The sequence below is a fragment of the Streptomyces sp. V4I2 genome, assembly GCF_030817655.1.
Classification (GTDB): Bacteria; Actinomycetota; Actinomycetes; order Streptomycetales; family Streptomycetaceae; genus Streptomyces; species Streptomyces plumbiresistens.
In genome coordinates this window covers 6085711-6102162 of record NZ_JAUSZM010000003.1, presented here as the reverse complement: position 1 = coordinate 6102162, position 16452 = coordinate 6085711, and the positions used below count along the sequence as shown (strand labels likewise).

At 68.9% G+C, this 16452-nt stretch carries 17 protein-coding genes; 12 read left to right on the top strand and 5 right to left on the bottom strand.

Annotation, left to right across the window (positions count from 1 at the left end):
* Positions 1 to 97: 97 nt before the first annotated feature.
* The 5 genes from QFZ76_RS28905 to QFZ76_RS28885 are packed head-to-tail and all read left to right on the top strand — an operon-like array spanning position 98 to position 4609.
* Entirely contained in the window at positions 98 to 1144 is a 1047-nt protein-coding gene (locus tag QFZ76_RS28905) for a LacI family DNA-binding transcriptional regulator (protein WP_307676467.1), read from the top strand.
* Between the two features lie 17 nt (positions 1145 to 1161).
* Complete coding sequence (locus QFZ76_RS28900; RefSeq protein WP_307676466.1) at positions 1162 to 2409, top strand: sugar ABC transporter substrate-binding protein; 1248 nt, start codon at positions 1162 to 1164, stop codon at positions 2407 to 2409.
* A gap of 17 nt (positions 2410 to 2426) precedes the next feature.
* Positions 2427 to 3374 (top strand): carbohydrate ABC transporter permease, encoded by a 948-nt coding sequence (locus QFZ76_RS28895; RefSeq protein ID WP_307676465.1) that lies wholly within the window; start codon positions 2427 to 2429, stop codon positions 3372 to 3374.
* On the top strand, positions 3371 to 4198 hold the full coding sequence (locus QFZ76_RS28890; protein WP_307676464.1) for a carbohydrate ABC transporter permease: 828 nt from the start codon (positions 3371 to 3373) through the stop codon (positions 4196 to 4198). Before QFZ76_RS28895 ends, QFZ76_RS28890 begins: the two co-directional genes overlap by 4 nt.
* A gap of 60 nt (positions 4199 to 4258) precedes the next feature.
* A complete protein-coding gene (locus QFZ76_RS28885) occupies positions 4259 to 4609 on the top strand; it encodes a hypothetical protein (RefSeq protein WP_266435858.1) in 351 nt (116 codons plus the stop codon).
* Positions 4610 to 5170: 561 nt separating this feature from the next.
* On the opposite strand, the gene QFZ76_RS28880 is transcribed toward QFZ76_RS28885, so the two are convergent.
* The 3 genes from QFZ76_RS28880 to QFZ76_RS28870 form a co-directional block, all read right to left on the bottom strand.
* A complete protein-coding gene (locus QFZ76_RS28880) occupies positions 5171 to 5971 on the bottom strand; it encodes a DNA-3-methyladenine glycosylase (RefSeq protein WP_307676463.1) in 801 nt (266 codons plus the stop codon).
* A 176-nt stretch (positions 5972 to 6147) separates the two neighbouring features.
* Positions 6148 to 6894, bottom strand: a complete 747-nt coding sequence (locus tag QFZ76_RS28875) for an AfsR/SARP family transcriptional regulator (RefSeq protein WP_307676462.1) — start codon at positions 6892 to 6894, stop codon at positions 6148 to 6150.
* 77 nt (positions 6895 to 6971) lie between these two features.
* A complete protein-coding gene (locus QFZ76_RS28870; protein WP_307676461.1) occupies positions 6972 to 7754 on the bottom strand; it encodes an SDR family NAD(P)-dependent oxidoreductase in 783 nt (260 codons plus the stop codon).
* Positions 7755 to 7992: 238 nt separating this feature from the next.
* Between QFZ76_RS28870 and QFZ76_RS28865 the strand changes: the two genes are divergently transcribed.
* The 7 genes from QFZ76_RS28865 (at position 7993) to QFZ76_RS28835 (ending at position 15153) form a co-directional block, all read left to right on the top strand.
* Complete coding sequence (locus QFZ76_RS28865) at positions 7993 to 9471, top strand: coproporphyrinogen-III oxidase family protein (RefSeq protein WP_307676460.1); 1479 nt, start codon at positions 7993 to 7995, stop codon at positions 9469 to 9471.
* Positions 9464 to 9901 (top strand): SRPBCC family protein, encoded by a 438-nt coding sequence (locus tag QFZ76_RS28860; RefSeq protein ID WP_307676459.1) that lies wholly within the window; start codon positions 9464 to 9466, stop codon positions 9899 to 9901. The genes QFZ76_RS28865 and QFZ76_RS28860 overlap by 8 nt, the downstream gene beginning before the upstream one ends.
* Entirely contained in the window at positions 9894 to 11510 is a 1617-nt protein-coding gene (locus QFZ76_RS28855) for a class I adenylate-forming enzyme family protein (protein ID WP_307676458.1), read from the top strand. Before QFZ76_RS28860 ends, QFZ76_RS28855 begins: the two co-directional genes overlap by 8 nt.
* Positions 11511 to 11581: 71 nt before the next feature.
* Positions 11582 to 13039 (top strand): SRPBCC family protein, encoded by a 1458-nt coding sequence (locus tag QFZ76_RS28850; RefSeq protein WP_307676457.1) that lies wholly within the window; start codon positions 11582 to 11584, stop codon positions 13037 to 13039.
* Positions 13032 to 14183, top strand: a complete 1152-nt coding sequence (locus tag QFZ76_RS28845) for a S9 family peptidase (protein ID WP_307676456.1) — start codon at positions 13032 to 13034, stop codon at positions 14181 to 14183. Before QFZ76_RS28850 ends, QFZ76_RS28845 begins: the two co-directional genes overlap by 8 nt.
* Positions 14184 to 14206: 23 nt before the next feature.
* Complete coding sequence (locus tag QFZ76_RS28840; RefSeq protein WP_307676455.1) at positions 14207 to 14953, top strand: SDR family oxidoreductase; 747 nt, start codon at positions 14207 to 14209, stop codon at positions 14951 to 14953.
* Positions 14950 to 15153 (top strand): acyl-CoA carboxylase epsilon subunit, encoded by a 204-nt coding sequence (locus QFZ76_RS28835; RefSeq protein WP_307676454.1) that lies wholly within the window; start codon positions 14950 to 14952, stop codon positions 15151 to 15153. Before QFZ76_RS28840 ends, QFZ76_RS28835 begins: the two co-directional genes overlap by 4 nt.
* Positions 15154 to 15241: 88 nt before the next feature.
* Here QFZ76_RS28835 and QFZ76_RS28830 read toward each other — a convergent pair whose 3' ends face one another.
* Both QFZ76_RS28830 and QFZ76_RS28825 read right to left on the bottom strand, forming a co-directional pair.
* Complete coding sequence (locus tag QFZ76_RS28830; RefSeq protein WP_307676453.1) at positions 15242 to 16159, bottom strand: MBL fold metallo-hydrolase; 918 nt, start codon at positions 16157 to 16159, stop codon at positions 15242 to 15244.
* Positions 16160 to 16178: 19 nt separating this feature from the next.
* On the bottom strand, positions 16179 to 16436 hold the full coding sequence (locus QFZ76_RS28825; protein WP_307676452.1) for an acyl carrier protein: 258 nt from the start codon (positions 16434 to 16436) through the stop codon (positions 16179 to 16181).
* Positions 16437 to 16452 lie beyond the last annotated feature (16 nt).

Genomic DNA, 16452 nt, shown 5'->3' with positions numbered 1-16452 from the left:
CGCCGGAGCCGCCCCGCCCACGAGGGCGGGGGTTCCGGCGGAGGGCGGCACCCGCGCGGGGGCAGGGGCGGGGGGCGCGAAGGAGGGCGCCACGCGCGTGGGGGCGAGGGCGGGGGTCGCGGAGGAAGGCGGAGCACGCACGGGGGCGAAGACCCCGACGGAACACAGCGCACGCACGAGGGCAGGGACGACCCCCGCAGAAAGCGGCACACGCACCCTCGGTCTCGTCTATCCCCCGGCAGGACGCCATCACGACTACACCGGGGGGCAGCTCACCTTCATCGGCGGAGTGGCCGAGGCCGCCACCGCATACGACTACGACCTTCTCCTCTCCCCCGCCGACCGGGCGAGCGACCCGTCCTTCCGACGGATGATCGACGGGCGGCGAGTGGACGGCGTGATCGTCATGGAGATCCTGCTGGAGGACGACCGGGTCGAGCACCTCGCCAGGACCGGCTTCCCCTTCGTCACCATCGGGAGGAACAGCCGGGCGGAGGAGACCGGCTGGGTCGATCTGGACTTCGCGGGGCTGGCGCGCGGCTGCGTGTACCACCTGGCCGATCTGGGCCACCGCCGGATCGCCTTCGTCAACCGGTCCGAAGATCTCTTCCAGAGCGGCTACGGCTTCGCGCACCTCGGACTCGAGGGCTACACCAAGGCCATGGCGGAGCAGGTCCTGACCCCCCGTGCGTATCTCTGCGACGACGACGTCGCCGCCGGGGAGGCGGTCCTGGAGCAGATCCTGCTGGACGATCCGGCGACCACCTCGCTGGTCACCATGAACGAGGCGGCCCTGGTGGGCCTGTACCGCGGGCTGACGCGACACGGCCGCGCCGTGCCGCGCGACTTCTCGGTCGTCGGCGTGGCGGCCGGGCGCTGGGCGGAGCAGGTGGATCCGCAGCTCACCGCGGCGGAGATCCCCGCCAAGGAGATGAGCCGGGTGGCCGTCGACCTGATGATGCGACGCCTTACCTCACCGGACTCACCTCCCCGGCACGTCCTGCTGAAACCCCTGATCTCCCTGCGGGCCAGCACCGGTCCCTGCCGACCGGTGCCCGGTTCGGAGCCCGATCGGGAGTTCCCGGACATCGACGCTTTTCCTGACCTGGACGCTTTCCCTGATCTGCCGGATTCCGACTTCTGACACCCTGGGAGCAGAGCATGTCGTACGCCGTCGACCGCCGCGGTTTCCTGCGCGCCGCCGGAGCGGGAGCCGCCGCCCTCGGCCTCGGGTCCGTCCTGACGTCCTGTGGCTCGGGTGGGCAGAGCGGCGGCGGGACGGTCACCCTCACCTGGTGGGACTACTTCACCCTGGACAACTTCCAGCCCGCCTTCGCACGGCTGGTCAAGGACATCGAGTCCAACGTCCCGGACGTGAGGATCGAGCGCCGGACGTTCCCCTTCGCGGACCTCGACCGTCAGATCACCCTGGGCGCGGTCTCCGGTGACCTCCCGGACATCGCCATCGTCGACAACGTCGCCATGAACTCACTCGGCGGCAGCGGGCTGCTGGCCGATCTCACCGGCCGGGTCGAGGAGTGGGGCCAGTCGGGCACGTACTACGAAGGCCCCTGGGCCGGCTGCCAGGTCGACGGGAAGACGCTGGGGATCCCCAACAACAGCAACTGCCTCGCCCTGTACTGCAACACCAGGATGCTCGACTCCGCGGGAGTGAAGCCGCCGACCACGTGGGACGAGCTGGCCGACGCGGCGCAGAAGCTGACCCGTGGGGACCGGTACGGCCTGGCGATGAGCGCGATCAGGACGGAGGAGGGCGTCTTCCAGTTCCTGCCGTTCCTGTGGCAGGCCGGCGGCGACCTGGACACCTTCGCCACGGACGGCGCGACCGCGCTGTCCTTCCTCGACGACCTCGTCGCCAAGGGCTCGCTGTCCGAGCAGTGCGTGGGCTGGACGCAGCAGGACGTCAACACCCGCTTCGTCAACCAGCGCGCCGCGATGCAGATCAACGGCCCCTGGCAGCTGCCCTCCCTCAAGCAGGCCGACCTGGAGTGGGAGGTCGTCGCCCTGCCCCGTGACCGGACGTCCGCCACCTGCCTGGGCGGTGAGAACTGGGTCGTGATGGAGAGCAGCAAGCACCAGGACAAGGCCTGGGAGGTCCTGGAGTACACGCAGCGTCCGTCGGTCCTGGTGCCGTACCTGGTGGCGCTCGGCAACCTTCCCGCCCGCAAGGACCTGGCGGACACGGGCACCTGGGCGTCCGACCCGGCCCTCAGGCTCTTCCTCAGCCAGCTGTCCGTCGCCCGTCCGCGTCAGTACGGGCCGCACTACGCCGACGCCTCGCAGGCCGTCGCCGTGGCCGAACAGGCCGTACTCACCGACTCCGCCGCGCCCACGGCTGCGGCGAAGTCCGCGGCCGTCAAGATCGACAAGGCGCTGGGGAGCCAGTGAGGAGGCGCCGCCCACCGGTGGGGAAGCACCACGGGAAGCGCCAAGGGGGGCGTCACACGAGGCGTCACCCTTCTTCACCTTCCTCCCGCCGCCGCCGAGCCGGGTACCTGTTCTCCCTCCCCGGCCTCGCCTTCCTCGGGCTCTTCCTGGCGTACCCCCTGCTCTACAACGTGTGGACGTCCGTGCACGACGTCGACCTGGGCACTCTGCTCGGCGGCGCCTCACGCTTCAACGGCCTCGCCAACTACCGGGCCACCGTGGCCGACCCGGACTTCTGGCACGCCGTACGCCTCTCGATCGTCTTCACCCTGGCGTCGCTGCTGTTCCAGTTCGTCATCGGCTTCGCCCTGGCCCTGCTGTTCGCCCGGCCGTTCCCGCTGAACGGGCTGCTGCGGTCGCTGCTGCTGGTGGCCTGGCTGCTGCCCCCGGTCGTCAGCGGCACCCTCTTCCGCTGGATGCTCGACGGTGAATCGGGCGCCTACAACGCCCTGTTGCGCGCGACGGGGCTGGGCGCCCTGTCCCACGACTGGCTCACCGACCCGAGCACCTCGCTGGCCGGGGTCGTCTTCGCCAATGTCTGGGTCGGCGTGCCCTTCAACATGCTGCTGCTCCTGGTCGGGCTGCACACCATCGACCCGGAACTCCACGAGGCCGCCGCCATCGACGGCGCGAGCGTCTGGCAGCGCTTCCGCTGGATCACCCTGCCACTGATGCGGCCCGTGTCGGTGACCGTGCTGCTGCTCGGGCTCGTCTACACCTTCAAGGTCTTCGACATCATCTTCGTGATGACGGGCGGCGGTCCCGTCGACGCCACCAGCGTCCTGTCGCTCTACGTCTACGAGATCTTCTTCAGGTTCTTCCGCTTCGGCGAGGGCGCCGCGGCCGGCCTGCTCCTGCTGCTCGTCCCCCTGCTCGCGGGCGGGCTCTATGTGCACAGGCTGCGCAGGGAAGGAGAAGCGGCGTGACCCGGGGCCGCCGCCCTTGGCTGCGCACCGCCGTCGCCACGCTGATCACCGCCGCCTTCCTCCTGCCGGTCTACTGGATGGTCAACACCAGCCTGACCGAGCCGGACCGGATCCAGGCCGACAGCCCGCGGTGGCTCCCGGTACCGGTCACCACGGAGAACTACTCGACGGCGCTGGCCGTCGACGCCCTGCCCCGGGCCCTGCTCAACAGCGTGGTGATCTCCTGCGGAGTGGTCGCGCTCACCCTGCTCCTCGGCGTCCCCCTCGCCTACGCGCTCGCCCGGATCCCGATGCGCGGCTCCGGCACCATGGTGCTCGCCCTGCTCGTCGCCCAACTGCCGCCCAGCATCGTGCTCGCGGCCCCGCTGTTCATCCTCGAACGCCGGGCCGGCCTCGACGACACCCACCTCGGTCTGATCGCCGCCGACACCACCCTCACCCTGCCCTTCGCGGTGATCGTGCTGCGCCCCGTACTGCGGAGTGTGCCGCGGGAACTGGAGGAGGCGGCCCTCGTCGACGGCTGCGGCCCGGTGGGCGTCCTGCTGCGCGTCGTCCTGCCGGTCATGGTGCCCGGCCTGTTCGCGGTGGCCGGCCTGGCCTTCCTCATCGGCTGGGGCGAGTTCGTCTTCGGCCTCACCCTCGCCTCGGAACCCGCCGTGCAGCCCGTCACCGTCCTGCTCAACTCCTTCGTGGGCCGGCACGGCACCGCGTGGGGAGCCCTGATGGCCACCGCCACCCTCATCAGCATCCCGGTCGTCTGCGTCTTCGCGGTCTTCCAGCGCTTCATCGTCGGCGGCCTCACTGCCGGGAGCGTCAAGAACTGACTCCGCGGCCGCCGCCGAGACCGCCCATCGCCGCCGGAGACGGGCGTCTAGGCTGCGCGCATGGATCAGCGAGAGATCATGCAGCGCGTCGTCGGCATTCTCACCGAGTCACTCGAGATGCGGCGACAGGTCCGCGAAAACCCCGGCAAGCAGATCGCTCTCACCGGCGCCATCTCCGCACTGCTCGCCGAGACCCTGCCCCACATCCACCTGCCCGCCGACGCGGGCGGTCAGGCAGCCGCTGCCATCGTCACCGAAGAGCTGGGCCCCACCATCGTGAGCATCGCCAACTGCTTCTCGTTCGCCTTCGTACAGCTGGCCGAGGTCCACGACGAGGGCCGCACCGACATCTCCACCACGGACGTCCTGCGCTCGATCTCCTTGCGCTTCGCGGGCGAGACGGAGCAGTAGGCGGGCCGCCAGGGGTCTACCCGGCCGGGGTGGTCATGCTCGCGCCGCACGGGGTGCGCCTCCACACCCCGCGCGGTCCGGGCGGCCCGCGCACGGTCATGTCGTGCTGCACCGGCTCGGTTTCTCACGTACCAGAACGCCGGAGTCGACTGCGCCTTCGTCGGAGCGCTGAGCAGCGGTTTCTGCAAGTGGTCGGCCATAACTCCTCCCCATTCGCGGCTCCCAGAGCCCCAGCCGGCCGTCGGCGGTGGCCCGGTGCCGGTAGTCCAGCACCGCATCGGCCAGGTCCGCGTCGACCGGCAGCCCCTGCTTCCTTGCTCCCCGGCCCACCGGCCCACCGGACCAACCGGTCGACCAGCAGCTCGCACGCCGCCTCGGAGCCCACCTCGCCCCCGGCTTCAGTTCACGGCCCGCATCCTGGTCCCGGGCCCGAGGCTGTTCGGTCGGACGCTCACCCGCCTCGACGAACGCTGGACCGTCTGGACCGTCTGGACCCTCGCCGAAGGGCTCGTGACGACGGCCATCGCGGGTGGGGCGCAACCCGCTCGACGCTACCGGTCGTCAGCCTCCGACCCGGAGGTAGTGTCCCCAGTAACCCTGCCAGGTCCCGTAGTGGTCAGCCAGCCGCTGGAACTCCTGCTCGTCCATGGTGCGTCCGTAGACCCTCCGCGCGGCACGGAGCATCTCCTTGTCGAGGCTGACCCGTTCCGTGCGGCCGAGACCGCGGACGAGGAGGAACGAGGCGGACCACGGGCCGATCCCAGGAATCCGGAGCAGCTGCTCGCGCACACCGTCGTACGGCCCCGTGCGCAGAACCTTCTCGTCCAGCTCGTCCCACTGACGCACCGCGCCGTACAGATAGCCGGCCTTGCGCTCATTGCCGATCAGACTCCGCAGATCCGCCTCGTCGAAGGTGCGCAGCTGATCGGCGTCCGGGAAGGCCCACCGGGTCTCCCCCCGCACTGCGATCCGGTTGCCGACCGCCTCGACCAGCGCCCGTTTCATCTGCCTGGCCACCGGCATGGGGACCCGTTGGCACAGGATCGCCCAGCACAGCAGCTCCCACGGTGAGGGGAACTTGACCTGGTGGTAGCCGCGCAGCCGCTCCAGCACTCGTCCGAAGGGCGGGTCCTGACGGGCCAGTTGATAGAAGCCGGTCAGGTCGTCCTGCAACCCGAGGTAGAAGTCCAGCCGGTCCATCACGGCGTCCACCGTGGCCTCGCCGATCGGGACGTCCGCCGAGAGCGTGCAGTCGACGGCGTGCTCCGCCGGTACGGCGGTCAGAGCGGCTCCCACAGTGGTGCCGCCCTCCCTGAGCGCCATGGTCAGCACCCCGGCCGCCGTACCTTGCTCGCCTGTCATGGCGGGAAACGAGCTGATGAAGGCAAGGGAGGCCGGGAAGGAGAAGGGTGCTCTGGCCGGTAGCCGGACGGTCGTCACACCAGGCACGGTCGGCTCAGCAGATGGCATGGCGCGTCTCTCCGTAGCAGAGTTCGGATTCGAAGTGGCAGCGGCTTCGCGGTGGCAGCGGCTTTGGATCAGACCAGCAACTTCTGATAGAGATCCTGGAGCTGCAGCGAGGGACGTACGCCGAGTTCGACGTCGAGAACGTTCGACAAGCGCTGGTACGCCTGGAGTGCTTCGGCCCTGCGACCACAATGATGAAGAGAGTCGATGAGCTGGGCGTGAAAATTCTCGTTGAGCGGGTTCTCGGAGACGAGTGACCGCAGCTCGGGAATCAATTCCCGATGGCGCCCGAGACTCTTGTATGCATCGACGCGCACACTGATCGCGGAGAGCCGAAGTTCTTGCAGATAGATGGAATGCATTTCAAGGGATCTCCCCATGGGCATTCCGAGAAAGGCGGGACTCCGGGAAAGGCTTAATGCCTTCGAAAAGTGGTCCAGAGCAGCCTCGGCATGCCCGTCGTTGAAACACGACATCCCTTCGGATATCAGCGCCTCGAACAAGATCGCATCAAGTTCGGTATCGGCCAGCGCCATGAGATAACCGGAGGTACAGGTGACCAGCAGTTGTTCCGGATGCTCCACCCGCAGCTCGGTCTCGAAGAGCTTGCGGGCGTGGTACACGTAGGTCTGCAGCGTGGTCACCGCGGTACGCGGAACCCGGTCCCCCCACAACTCGTCGATCAGCGCGTCGATGCTCACGACTTCATTACTCCGGGCCAGCAGCAGCGACAACATCTGCCCGACCTTCGATTTTCCCAACAGGAACGATTCGCCGTCTCTGGACGCTTCGACCTGACCGAACACCTTGAAGTGCATGCAGAGCCCCCCGTAGCCCATCCGGCCTCGGTTCCGTGAGGATTCTAGCCCTCACAAGGTGCACCTACTTCCAAGGTTTAGTAATTTCCGAGCCCGCCGCAGACGTTCAGAGCCTGCGCCGTGATCGCCGCGGCCCGAGGGTTCACCAAGTAGCGAACCATTTCAGCGACTTCCTCCGTCGCCACGTACCGACCAATCGGCACTCGCGCGGTAACGCGGTCGTGAACTTCGTCCACGCCGACACCCCAGATCACCGAGTAATGTTCCCTGACGCGCTCCGCCATGGGCGTCTCGACGAACCCGGGACAGACCGCGTTCACCGTGATACCGGTCTGCGCGAGTTCCAGACCGAGCGCTTTGCTGAATCCCACGACACCGTGTTTGGAGGCCGAATAGGGGGCCGCGTGGACAACGCCTTGTTTGCCGCCCGTCGAGGCGATGTTGATGATCCGCCCGTAGTCCCCGTCGGTCATGCCTCCATCGCGCAGTACGCGTTTGGTGACCAGGAAGACGCTGTTGAGGTTGGTGCCGATCACGTCGTACCAGAGGTCGTCGTCCAGTTCGGCCGTCGTCCCGCCCCCCGGACGGCCGGCGTTGTTGACCAGGATCTCGATTCGGCCGTAACGGTCGACACAGGCGCGCACCAGCCGGTCGACGTCGGAGGCGGAGGTGACGTCGCAGGTACTGCCGTCGACGTCGAGTCCCTGGTCGCGCAGTTCCTTCACGGTCCGGTTCACCGCCTCCTCCCGCCGGGAGCACAGGAACACCCGTGCACCGTCCTGAGCCAGGGTCCTCGCGATCTCCAGGCCCATTCCGCTGGTGGCTCCGGTCACCAACGCGACGCGGTGGTCTTCGCTCATCTCAGGTCCCCTCTCTCCGCAGTGCTCGTGTCGGCGCTGCGGAGAGAAGGGTGACCAGGTCATCTTGGGAAGCCCGTCGACGATGGCTAGGAGTTCGCTAGTGAGCCTGTCCGGAAGGCCTCGAGGGGCTGGTCGGCCGGAACTGCCGGACCTCTAGCGGACGACAGACCGAGGTTCGAACGGGTGGGGCAATCGTGGCGGCGATCGCACCAGGAACCAGCACGGCACCGGAGGACTGATGACAGCGCTGGAGACCGCCATGGCCGGCGACCCGTACCCGAACAAGTGCTACCTCCCGTTCATCCTGTACCCCCCGGGGATGCACCGGACCAGCGGGGGACGCGAGTGGCTGGAGAGCCACATCGACATGCAGCAGCAGGGCAGCGACTTCGTGCTGTACATCGGCATCCCGTTCTGCCGTACGCGCTGCAAGTCCTGCCCCTACTTCGCGAGCCTGCTCTCCGAGAAGGATCCGGGCGGCCGCGAGGAGCGGTACGTCAACGCGCTGCTCGCCGACCTGAGGCGCTGGGGCGGCTACCCCAAGTTCGCCACCGGCGTGATCCGCAACATCTTCATCGGCGGCGGGACCGGCAGCATTCTGCGCACCGAGAACCTTCGCCGCCTGGTCGACACCGTCTACGAAACGTTCCAGGTCGCGGACGACGCCGAGTTCACCCTGGAGGGCAACGCCAGGGACTTCGACGACGAGAAGATCGACTACGTCGCCCAGTCACAGATCAACCGGCTGAGCCTCGGCGTGCAGTCCTTCCAGCCCGAACTCCTGGGGATCATCGGCTCCCCGCACGCGGCCGAGGACAGCGCCCGGGTCATCAAGGAGTTCCAGGCACGGGACTTCCGCAACATCCAGCTCGACCTGATGTACAACATGCCGGGCCACACGATCGACATCTGGCGCCGCGACCTTCAGGTGCTGTCCACCCTGGACGTACCGCACTTCACGATCTACCTGTACCGGATCCACCAGGAGACGATCCAGGCGAAGCTGATCTCCAAGGGGAAGGTCGAACGCCCCTCGGACCCCGAAGGCCCCATGGTCAAGGCCATGTACAGCGAGGCGGTCGAGATAGCCGAGGAGATGGGCTACTCGATGTACATGGTCGACCACTTCTGCAAGCCCGGCTACGAGAACATGTACAACCACTGGAACTGGAAGGTGTACATCGACACCCTGGCGGTCGGCCCGGGCTCCTACAGCTACTTCGACGGGTACCGGCTGGGCACGGAGACCGATGTCGAGAAGTACGTCGAGACCGTCGAGAGCGGCGACTTCCTGATCAGCACCGTCACCGACGAGCTGTCCCCCCGCGTCCAGCGCGAGCGCTACGTCATCTTCGCCCTGCTGTACTACGAGATCGAGTACGCGTTCTACCGCAGCAAGTTCGGCACCGAGTTCCGCGAGGACTTCGCCGACGAGCTCCAGCGGCTGGAGCGCAAAGGCCTCGTGGAACTGACCGAGGACAGGATGCGGTTGACGCAGCTCGGCCTGGTCTGGCACACCAACGTCATTCTCGAGTTCTTCAACCCCGCCTTCTGGAACGACTCCGACTCCCTGAACGAGCCGAACTGGTCGCTCAACGGCGTGATGGTCGAGGTGGGCGCGCACTCCCGGGACTATTGGCTCGGCGGCGAGGACGTCACGTTCTTCCCGCCCCCACTGGGGGCCGCCGCGGCCGAGAAGGTGGCCGACCATGGCTGACACGCAGAAGTTCGTCGCGTCCGCCACCGCGACGGTCCATGCCCAGGCGCACGACATCTGGGCGGTGTGGGTGGACGTCAACGCCTGGAAGAACTGGGACGACGGCATCGAGAGCACCCGGCTGCACGGCAACTTCAAGGCCGGCAACACCTTCACTCTCACTCCCAAGGGCGGCGAGCCCATGGAGGTCGTGCTCAGGACGGTGACCCAGGGCGAGGAGTTCTCCGACGAGACCGTGCTCCCCTTCGGGAACATCGTCACCCGGCACCGCATGCAGCCCCTCGACGGCCGGGTACAGCTCACCCACGAAGTGACGGCCGAGATCCACTGCGAGATGGCGCCGTTCTTCGGGAAGGACATCTGGCCCCATCTGCAGAGCGGTCTCTCCTCGTCGCTGCTCGGTCTGGCCGATCTGGTCAGCGGTGACTGAACGGCCGCTCGGCACGCCGGCTGCGCGGCGGACGCGCGGCGGGACCGCGCCGCCCGACAAGTTGGTCACCATGCTGCTGTCCGCCGACGCGGCGGCCGGCGGGGCCTTCCGGCTGGTCGAGTCCGGGCGCACATACACCCGCCGGCAGCTCGCGGACGCGGTCGGCCGCTGCGTCGCGTGGCTGCGCGAGCAAGGTGTCGCGACCGGGGACCGGGTGCTCGCGCTGCTCGACCACGATGCCCGCGGGCTGGTCTTCCTGGCGGCCGCGAGCGCGCTCGGCCTGCGCGTCATGATGCCGTACAACCTCAGCGCCGTGGCGCTGCCCGAATGGCGGTCCATCGTGGTCGACGCCCGCCCCGACGTCGTCGTCCAGCTGCAGGCAGGCGCCGACGGCCGGCGGCTCGCCGGTGTCCGCGCGCTCGCGGAACTCGGCCCGCGGGTGGTCGAGTTCGCGCCGGAGATCGACGGCGGCGAGGGCGGCGAGGGCGCTCCCGTCGGCGAGGTGCGCGTCGACCATCCGCAGCCGGTCGAGAACTTCCTGGTGCTGTTCACCAGCGGATCGACCGGGGCACCCAAGGCAGTCAGCGTGTCCGAGGCCCTGGTGTGCCGCCGGATACGCAGCGTCACCCGGATGCTCCGATTCGGCCCCGGTTCCCGGGTGTTCATGTCCGGGCTGCTCAACAACACGACCGGAGTGATCTTCTCCTTCGGGGCGTTGCTGCACGATGCGCGGCTGTTCCTGCCGGGTGACCGGGATCCCGCGCGGTGGCCCGCCGAGGTGGCCGGTCACCGGGCGACGCACATCATGCTGCGCCCCGCCGCGATGCGGCGTTTCGTGGAGTCCGCGCAGGCGGAGCGGACCGATCTGTCCTGTCTGCGCGTCGTCGCCTACGGAGCCACCGCCCTGCCGCGCCCGGTCCTCGCCCAGGGCCGTCGGCTCATGCCGTGCGACTGGGTCCAGGGCTACGGCCTGAGCGAGACGTTCGGGCCGTTCTGCTGGCTGGACGAGGCAGGTCACCGAGATCCTCACCGCATGGAGCGCACGTACTGCGTGGGCCGCCCGGACGACACACTGGAGGTGCGCCTCGAACCGCTGGAGGGACATCCGCCCGAGGTGGGCGAGGTCCTGCTGCGGGGCGACGCCGTCATGGAGGGGTATCTCGACGTGGCCTCGGGCGAGGTCGCGAGGCCCGGCGCATGGCTGCGCACCGGAGACCTCGGCTCCTGGAGTCCGGACGGTGACCTGCTGCTCAAGGGACGCATCAACGGCACGGTGATGAGCGCGAACGGCCACCGTATCTATCCGGAGGAAGTCGAGTCCGTACTGAGCACGCTCCCCGGCGTGCGGGACGTGGTGCTCGTCGCGCTGCCCGCTCCCGACGGTCCTGCCGAGCAGCCCGTGGCCTGCATCTCGGGGCCGCTGGGTGACCGGACCCCGAGCGCCCTGCGGGCTGCGGTGACCGCCGCACTCACCGGTGTGCTCAGCCAGGAGAAGTGGCCGGAACTGCTGTACGCCGTCACCGCCCCGTTCCCCAGGAGCGGCAACGACAAGGTCCTGCGGTCAGAAGTGGCCCGGCAGATCGAACGCGACGCACTGATCGAACTGTGACGGGGCACGGACCGCACCGTGCCCCTCCTCATCGCCCGCCGCCCCGCGGCGAGATCCCCTGGAGCTGTCCCATGCGCTATCACGCGTCCCACTCCGTCCTCTGCACGGCCCCGCCCGACCGCGTCTACGAGTTGATCAGTCGCTCGGCCGACTGGCCGCAGGTGTTCGACCCCTGTGAAGCGGTCACCGTGCTGGCCGCGGAGCCGGATTTCGAGCACATAGAGATCCGCGCCCGCGTCGGTGGTGAATCGATGACCTGGCAGTCACGGCGCGACCTTCTTCCCGACGTGTACGGCGTGCGGGCCGAGGTGGTCCGCCCCATGAAGCTGGTCGCCGCCATGACCACCGAGTGGCGGGTCGTACCGGTGAACCACGAGCAGAGCCTGCTCCTGCTGGAACACGCCTACGACCTGTGCGAGGACGTCACTGGCCAGGTCGACTCGGTGACCACCCGCGCCGAGGCGGAGCGCTTCATCGAGACCGCCATCGACACCAACTCGACCGTGGAACTCCGCAATATCAAGGCCACCGCCGAGCGCCCGGCCGCCCCCGCCTCGCAGCGCGACGGCCATGCCCGGCACTCGGTGGTCATCGCGGCCCCTGCGGACACCGTGTACCCCTTGATCCGCGACCCCGGCATCTGGCCGCGCATCTTCGACGCCTGTGTGGCCGTGACGACCGTCGACACGGACGACACCGGCGAACTGGTCCGCATCGAAGCGGTGCAGGGCGACGGGACGGTCAGCTGGGACACGCGCCGTCGCTCCTACGACGCGATCCGCAGGGTCGACTACCACCTGCCGGTGCCCATGCCGTTGGTCTCCTCGATGCACGGGCAGTGGCGTGTCGTCCCCCTCGGCTCCGATCACTGCCTGCTCACCGTGGACCGTCACTGGACGCTGCTCGGGGACGTCGGCGGCATCCGGTCCGAGGCGGAGACCACGGCGCGAGCCGCCGCCGTACGCGACTTCGTCGAGACCAACGCGGCGGCCGAGATGGTCGCCCTGCGCGCCTACGCCGAGCAGGGCACAGACGCGCTCACCACCGTCACCACCCGCATCTCGGTGCCGCATCCCCCGGACGCGGTCCACGCGCTGCTCGCGGATGTCTCCGGCTGGCCGAAGTTCCTGCCGCACTGTGAAGGGCTCGACCTGCGCTACGACGACGGACGCCACCAGGAGTTCACGCTGGACATCCGGACACCCGCCGGCGCGGAGACCTTCCGCAGCGTGCGGCACTGCGACGAGGAACGGCTGTCGATCACCTACTTCCAGCCGGAACCGCCCGAGCTGCTGCGTCGGCACGAAGGGGACTGGCAGGTGCGGGCGGCGGCCGGCGGCAGCGAGGTCGTCTCGCGGCACACGGTCGTCCTGGACCGGGCCGCCTGCGCGAAAGCGTTCGGGACGGACGACCTGCGGGCTCAGAAGCAGCGGGTGCGCGACCTGCTCGACGCCAACAGCCGGCTGACGGTCGAGTCCTGCGCCCGGCTGCTCGACGGCACCCCTGGAACCCGGGCACGGCATGGTTAGTGTGCCGCCGGCCGTTCGGCCGGCCCGCCTGCCCGAGTCGTTGTTCCGCGCCTGCGGCTATTTCCTGCCGCGTCTGATGTTCCTGCATTCCCGCTACGCCCCACGCGTCGGGTGGGGTGACATCGCCCGGGCCCTGGACGGCTTCCCCGACGACGACCCCGATCTCGGTTCAGCGGCGTTCTGGGAGGAGTGGCGTATCCGTTGGACCGCCCACGGCGACACCTACGCGGACCTGGCCGAGTCGTCGTCGACGGCGGCGGGCCGTTCCCGTGCCGCCCGTGTCGCCGCAGGCTGCTACCACTGGGCCGAGTTCATGTACTTCGACGACGCCGAACGCAAGCATTCCCTGCGCCGGCGGATCCGCACATTGTTTCTGCGCAGTCTGGAGGGCGAGGAACTCGAGCTGGAGGAAGGCTGGTTGACGGTTCCGGACGCCGGTTATGCGTCCGTTCCGTACTGGCTGATCCTGCCGCCCGCCCATCGGCGCGGGCCCGGCCGGTTGCCCTGCGTGGTGCTGTCCAACGGCCTGGACTCGATGACCGAGGTCGAGGTGCTGGCCGTCGCGGAGACCTATCTCGACCGCGGCATCGCGGCCGTGCTCTTCGACGGCCCGGGGCAGGGCGTTCAGCTGGGGCGCACTCCGCTCCTGATCGAGATGGAGCGCGTCGTCGAGGCGCTCGTGGAGCGGCTGCGCCAGGACCCCAGGATCGCGGCCGACCGCCTTGCCTTCTTCGGGATCAGCTTCGGCGGCTACTTCGCCCTGCGGGTGGCTCGGTTCCTCGGCGCTCGCTTCCGGTGCGTCGTCAATGCCTCCGGAGGCCCGTACATCGCCCCGTACGAAGGCTTGCCGCGCCGTCTGAAGGACGACTTCCGATTCGCCTTCGGCGACCGCGCCGCCCCAGAGATGCAGGCGCGCTTCGACGCTCTCGCCCTCGACCCGGGCCGCCCGGTCCGAACCGAGGTTCTGAGCATCCACGGCGCCCTCGACGACATCTTCCCGCTCGCCGGGCTCACGGACCTCGACCGGGCCTGGGGGCCACGGCACCGGTTGCGGACGTACGCCGACGAGGCGCACGTCTGCCTGAACGTGATCGACGCCTGGAGCCTGGAAGCGGCGGACTGGGTCGCCGAACGGCTCCGATGACCACCTGACGAGAGAAGGCTTCCATGTCCCTGACCCGCCCGACCACGCCGGTCGCCCTGGTGACCGGCGGCGCCGGTGGCATCGGCAGCGCCGTCTGCCAACGGCTGGCCTCCGACGGCTATTACGTCGTCGTGGGCGCGTACACCGGAGTCGAACCCGCCGAGGAGCTGGCGGCCACCATCGAGAAGGAAGGGGGTGCGGCGGAGGTCCTGCAGTTCGACGTCAAGGTTCCTGAGCGGGTGACCGCGGCCTTCTCCCAGGTGATGACTCGCCACAAGCGGCTGGACGCCGTCATCAACAACGCCGGGACGACGGTGCCGCGTCCTCTGGCCGATCTCGACGACACGCTGTACGACCGGATCTTCGACGTCAACGTGCGCGGCGCCCTGAACGTGCTGCGCGAGGCGAGCAGGCATCTGGCCGACTGGGGGCGCGTCGTCAACATCTCCTCGACCCTCGTGCGCTCCCCCATCGCCGGCTCGGGTGCCTACGCGGCGAGCAAGGCCGCGCTCGAGCTGTTCAGCACCGTCGCCGCGCAGGAGTTGGGGCCCCGCGGAATCACCGTCAACGCGCTGCGGGTCGGGCCCACCGTCCCCGGAATGTTCAGTCAGGCGCCGGTGGCGCGGCAGGCCGCCATGGCCGAGGCTTCGCCGTTCAAACGCCTGGGCCAGCCCCAGGACGTGGCAGACGTCATCTCGTTCCTGGTCAGTGACGCGGGCCGGTGGATCACCGGCCAGGTCATCACCGTCGACGGCGGCACGACCTCATGATCGTACGCATCGCACGAGGAGACCCGACTGCCGAGGAACTGGCTGCGCTCGCCCTGGTCCTGGCCCTCCGCCTGTCCCCCGGTGTGCCGACCGATGTGCGCACGCGGGGCGTGGGCCCGGTTCGGTACGCGAACTGGCAGCGTCTGGAACGGCTGCCCAAGTACGCGGCGACACCGCCCAGTTGGCGACAGAGCGCCTGACCGCACAACAAAACCGGACAACAAAAGGGCGTCCTCACGGCGATGGCTGTGGGGACGCCCTGTTGCTGCGGTGCTGCGGTGCTGCCGGTCAGGCCAGACAGGTCGGCAGTACTCCCTCGTTGTACTCCACCATCTCGCCGAAGACCGACGGCACGTCCAGCGGCTCACCGCGTTCCCCACCGCGCAGCTCGGCGTAGGCACGGTGCAGATTGCCGACCAGTCGCTCCGGATCCAGGAGATGCGCGAAATCACCCGGACCCGCCTCGCGCGCCGCCCGCAGCGGGCTCCAGCCGGCGTCCAGGCCCGCGGCCGCGACCTGCTGGATGCGCCGCAGATACGCCTCGTTCTCGTCGAACACCTCGGGGCCCTTCACCGGACCGTGGCCGCAGACCACGGTCCGCGCACCGAGCCGGCGCAGCCGTTCGACGGCTTCAAGGGAACCCGAGACCGACCCCATCAACGCGAAGGGGGTGGCGTCGGCGAGCACCACGTCCCCGGTGAACAGCACCTTGCTCCGAGGCAGCCACACCACGATGTCGTTGGTGGTGTGCGCCGGTCCCACGTACAGCAACTCCACACGCTGCTCGCCGGTTTCGAGCACCAGGCCGTCGGCGAACGTGATCGTGGGCCGCGCCACCCGGACATCCCCCCACTCGACGTCCGGCCACAGTCGGGTCAGCGCCAGCCCCGTGTCGATCAGTTCCGCCGGCGCCCGCTCGTGAGCGATCACTTCGGCCGATGTGCCGAACGCCTGGTTGCCGAAGTTGTGGTCGCCGTGGTGGTGGGTGTTCACCACGGTTCTGCGGGCGCCGACGCCCAACTGGTCGACACATGCGCGAAACCGCTCCGCCCTGGCCTGGGTGGCCAAGGTGTCCACGATCACCGCGCCGTCGCGGCCCGCGATCGCACCCGCGTTGCTCACGCACCAGCCGCCCGGCCGCTGTACATAGGCGTACACGTCCTCGGCGACCTCGGTCAGGGTCTCCTGCTCGGTCTGCGTATCCATCAGCACCGCCCTGCCGCCGTCAGCGGGTTTCCCGGGCCACCCCGTTCACCAGATCGAGCACAGCACGTGGGGTGACCAGATCGAACAGCACCTCGTCCGATATGTGCACCCCGAACTCCTTGCCTATGCGGGTGGCGATCCCCAGCAGCGCCAGGGAGTCGTATCCGAGTGCCACGAACTCGGTGTCCACGAGCTCGCTGGTGAGTGCGCCGTTGTCCGTCCCACCTGCTTCCTCGGTGAGCAGCCGGTTCAGGTCATCAATGGTGATCGTCGACATGTTCAACTCCGTCGGT

Excerpts from the sequence above, each read along its gene's own strand:
- QFZ76_RS28900 (WP_307676466.1), top strand. The coding sequence starts at position 1,162 with ATGTCGTACGCCGTCGACCGCCGCGGTTTCCTGCGCGCCGCCGGAGCG.
- QFZ76_RS28885 (WP_266435858.1), top strand. The coding sequence starts at position 4,259 with ATGGATCAGCGAGAGATCATGCAGCGCGTCGTCGGCATTCTCACCGAG.
- QFZ76_RS28880 (WP_307676463.1), bottom strand. The coding sequence starts at position 5,971 with ATGACAGGCGAGCAAGGTACGGCGGCCGGGGTGCTGACCATGGCGCTC.
- QFZ76_RS28875 (WP_307676462.1), bottom strand. The coding sequence starts at position 6,894 with ATGCACTTCAAGGTGTTCGGTCAGGTCGAAGCGTCCAGAGACGGCGAA.
- QFZ76_RS28870 (WP_307676461.1), bottom strand. The coding sequence starts at position 7,754 with ATGAGCGAAGACCACCGCGTCGCGTTGGTGACCGGAGCCACCAGCGGA.
- QFZ76_RS28865 (WP_307676460.1), top strand. The coding sequence starts at position 7,993 with ATGACAGCGCTGGAGACCGCCATGGCCGGCGACCCGTACCCGAACAAG.
- QFZ76_RS28860 (WP_307676459.1), top strand. The coding sequence starts at position 9,464 with ATGGCTGACACGCAGAAGTTCGTCGCGTCCGCCACCGCGACGGTCCAT.
- QFZ76_RS28850 (WP_307676457.1), top strand. The coding sequence starts at position 11,582 with ATGCGCTATCACGCGTCCCACTCCGTCCTCTGCACGGCCCCGCCCGAC.
- QFZ76_RS28845 (WP_307676456.1), top strand. The coding sequence starts at position 13,032 with ATGGTTAGTGTGCCGCCGGCCGTTCGGCCGGCCCGCCTGCCCGAGTCG.
- QFZ76_RS28840 (WP_307676455.1), top strand. The coding sequence starts at position 14,207 with ATGTCCCTGACCCGCCCGACCACGCCGGTCGCCCTGGTGACCGGCGGC.
- QFZ76_RS28835 (WP_307676454.1), top strand. The coding sequence starts at position 14,950 with ATGATCGTACGCATCGCACGAGGAGACCCGACTGCCGAGGAACTGGCT.
- QFZ76_RS28830 (WP_307676453.1), bottom strand. The coding sequence starts at position 16,159 with ATGGATACGCAGACCGAGCAGGAGACCCTGACCGAGGTCGCCGAGGAC.
- QFZ76_RS28825 (WP_307676452.1), bottom strand. The coding sequence starts at position 16,436 with ATGTCGACGATCACCATTGATGACCTGAACCGGCTGCTCACCGAGGAA.